Source organism: Bacteroidia bacterium, from assembly GCA_025056095.1.
In the GTDB taxonomy this organism is placed as follows: Bacteria; Bacteroidota; Bacteroidia; order JANWVE01; family JANWVE01; genus JANWVE01.
On record JANWVW010000271.1, the window covers coordinates 1 to 3325 of the forward strand.

3 protein-coding genes and 1 tRNA gene are annotated in these 3325 nt (G+C 38.9%); all 4 read right to left on the minus strand.

Annotated elements, in window-relative coordinates; translation table 11 throughout:
* Positions 1-152 precede the first annotated feature (152 nt).
* The 4 genes from NZ519_13195 to NZ519_13210 all read right to left on the minus strand — a co-directional run bounded on the left by NZ519_13195 (position 153) and on the right by NZ519_13210 (position 3140).
* Positions 153-227, minus strand: a tRNA-Val gene (locus NZ519_13195).
* A gap of 146 nt (positions 228-373) precedes the next feature.
* Complete coding sequence (locus NZ519_13200) at positions 374-1540, minus strand: class I SAM-dependent rRNA methyltransferase (GenBank protein ID MCS7029710.1); 1167 nt, start codon at positions 1538-1540, stop codon at positions 374-376.
* Positions 1541-1554: 14 nt separating this feature from the next.
* Positions 1555-2517: an amidohydrolase family protein gene (locus NZ519_13205; protein ID MCS7029711.1), complete on the minus strand. Its 963-nt coding sequence runs from the start codon at positions 2515-2517 to the stop codon at positions 1555-1557.
* 53 nt (positions 2518-2570) lie between these two features.
* Entirely contained in the window at positions 2571-3140 is a 570-nt protein-coding gene (locus NZ519_13210; GenBank protein MCS7029712.1) for a hypothetical protein, read from the minus strand.
* Positions 3141-3325: the final 185 nt, after the last annotated feature.

Here is a 3325-nt window from a genome sequence, read left to right on the forward strand (position 1 = left end):
GCAGCGAAGTACCGAAGCGAAGCGCAGTGCGGAATGCCCCGACCCTTGCTTCAGCAAGGGGCACGCCCAAAAAATGAAATTATTTTTTCAAATCTAAAATAAAAAGCACTAAACCTACTCAGTTTAGTGCTTTACTCTACTCTATTTCTTCGTGGGAGCGGAGGGATTCGAACCCCCGACCCTCTGCTTGTAAGGCAGATGCTCTAAACCAACTGAGCTACGCGCCCGAAACCGCATGAAAAGCAAGTGCAAAAATAATATGAATTTTTGTTCTTGTCAAGAGTAAAATGTCAATTTTTTCAAACAAACATATACAAAGCTTTGTCAAACAAGCTGTTACAAAATTGTCTATTTATCTATTTGGCTAACTTGCTTACTCTACGTATAATATCAAACCTTTAAGATACTCACTTTCAGGGTGATAGATATTGACAGGATGATCAGCAGGTTGTGTGCATTGGTGTAAAATTTGCACTTTTCTATTTGATTCTACTGCGGCGCTAAATATAATTTTTCTAAAAAGCTGCTTATCAACCACTTGGGAACAAGAAAAGGTAGCTAATATTCCACCTTTGCGGATGCGCCGTAAAGCTTGTAAGTTAATTTGTTTGTATCCAATAGAAGCATTTTTGACAGAACGGAGATGCTTAGCAAAAGCAGGCGGATCAAGAATAATCACATCGTACTCATGATTCATGTTTTTTAAGTAGTCAAAACAATCGGCTACAATACTTTGATGCCGCTCTGTATTACCAAAATTAAGGTATATGTTTTCTTCACACTCTTTAATTGCTTTTTTGGCACTATCTACCGAATGAACTAAACGTGCCCCTGCCTTCAAAGCATACACTGAAAAACCTCCACTATATGAAAACGCATTCAAAACACTTTTGTCTTGACAGTATGAAGCAACCAATTTGCGATGCTCTCTTTGATCAATGAAAAAGCCTGTTTTTTGCCCATTTTCCCAATCTACGTAGAAAGAATGTCCATTTTCCCGAATGATGACTTTATCTTTTGGCTTATCGCCCCACATATACCTGTTCTGACTTTCATCATATACAAACATAGTATATACGCATTGTAAGTTAGGATACAGATGACTTAATACTTCTACTATTTCGGGCAAATGGGCAGCAATACCTTTTAGTTGTACTTGTAGTACAATGTTATTGCCATACACATCTGCTATTAAGCCAGGTATGCCATCCCCTTCGGCGTGAATTAAACGATATGCATTTGTATCAAGGTTCTTCGTTAAGCCTAGCTGCTTTCTGATATTGTAAGCTGAATATATTTTTTGCTGCCAAAAAGCTAAGTTTATCGGGACTTTTTCAAAGCTCAAGGCGCGTACCATGATTGTGCCTGGATAGTAGTGCCCCACGCACAAAAACTGACCTGTAGCAGTGTAGACTTGTACTAACTGACCTTCTTGAAGGTCGTTAGGTGGTGTTTGTACTGCGCCTGAAAAAACCCAAATATGCCTGTTGAGTAAAGACTTTTCTTTACCTGGTTTTAAGGTAAGTACAGGATAATCCATTAAAATTGAGGTGGTTATACAGCAATATCTAAGGCTCTCAGTCCATTTGTAGTGGCAATATCGGCAAGGGCATCTAGGTCGTACAATTTACAGGATTCTAACAAAAGTTTTAATTCCATCCACATGTCGCCATCTGCAAAAGGTTTATAGACATCGCAAATGTTATCTACTCCAAGGGCTACACGTATTCCTGCGGGGATGAGTTCATCTACGGGCGTAACAGCGCTATGAGTGGGACTTAAACGCTCTGTACGAGGATGATCAATCCAGGCAATAGGACAAGCAATGACAATAATTTGAGCTTCGCGCAAAAGCTGATATACATGTTCTCTATACGCCTTAGGATGAGCGGCTACAGAAATGCAATGTATAGCTGCTACGCGCCCTTGCATACCGTGTTCAATCGTTTTGCGAGCTAAAAGCTCTGTTTCTTTCTCTTCATCTGTGTTAAGTTGATCTACATGGACATGAACCATTTTACCTAATCTTTTTCCTGTTTCTAGTAGTACATCTAAATGTTCGGCTTCACGCCCTGCATCTTTTGCAGGTAATCCTCCAATAATATCCACAAATTCAGCGCCTATATCAAACCATTCGCGGGCTTCTTTGGAAAGCACACCTTTCAAAGTTTGATTCATGAACTTGATTTTTACATCTTTACCATAGTTGTCCCTAAGCATCTGCGCAGCTTTAATAGATTTATCTTTTACTACGTCATCCACATCTATGAACGTACCTATAGCCTGTACACCTTGATTAAGCATGTGTTCAGTAGCTTTTACCATTCTTGTGTAAATTTGCTCTACGGTAGATTCACGTTTTACCTTGTCTACAATATCCCATTTTTGCCGCAAAGGTGCATAGACAAACTTAAAGGACTCTTTGTCCAAAGTATATGCTCTATCAAAGTGGGCGTGTGTATTAACCCAGCCCCCGCGCTGCTGAATTTTTTGCAGCAAAATTTGTTTTAAGTTCATATCGGTGTTAGGTTTGGGCAAAAATACGATAAATACAAACACCAATACTTGCTCTAAGCCAAGTTCCTTTCAATAGGTTTGAAACTTGGTGCAACGACAGATAAGTTCGGAAACATGGACTTGATTTTCTCTTGCATAAATTGCCGTGCTGCTTTTGATTTTAATTTTGTATAAGTTTCAGAAGTGAGAGTAAACTTTTGACTGCTTATTTCTTCTTTGATTGTAGCTTCTACAAATTCACCTTGTTGAGGTACGTATAAAAAAAGCTCATGATGCCTGATTTTTGTACCTTGGTCTGTGCCTTTTAGGAAAAAACTTACTCGATTATCAATAATTTGTGTGCTGACTTCATCTATATACACTACGTCGTTATCTCTCAATGAAGCAACCATATTTTTAGTGATGCTGTCAGAGATATAAACTGTGTATAAGTTAGTCCCCTGTACGGCATTTTTAAGGTGGATAATATATGTACCTACGCTATCTTGGTTGCTAAGTCGGATTTCTTTTTGTTGTTTTGTTTCAATTCTTTGGGATTTGTTGTATATTTTCCGTTTCGGTGCTTTATGACAAGCTGCGAAAAGGCTTAGCACTACTAAGCTAAGCAAAGTAATTTGTTTCATATCCGCAAAAATAGCAAAAATAGACATTTAGGATAAAAAACGGGCTTATATCAAATTGAGTTAAGCGTAATGGGCAGCATAGAAAATAAAATTTTAAGCTATGATTTGTTTTTTGGGCGTGCCCCTTGCTAACGCAAGGGTCGGGGCATTCCGCACTGCGCTTCGCTTCGGTGCTTCGCTAACGC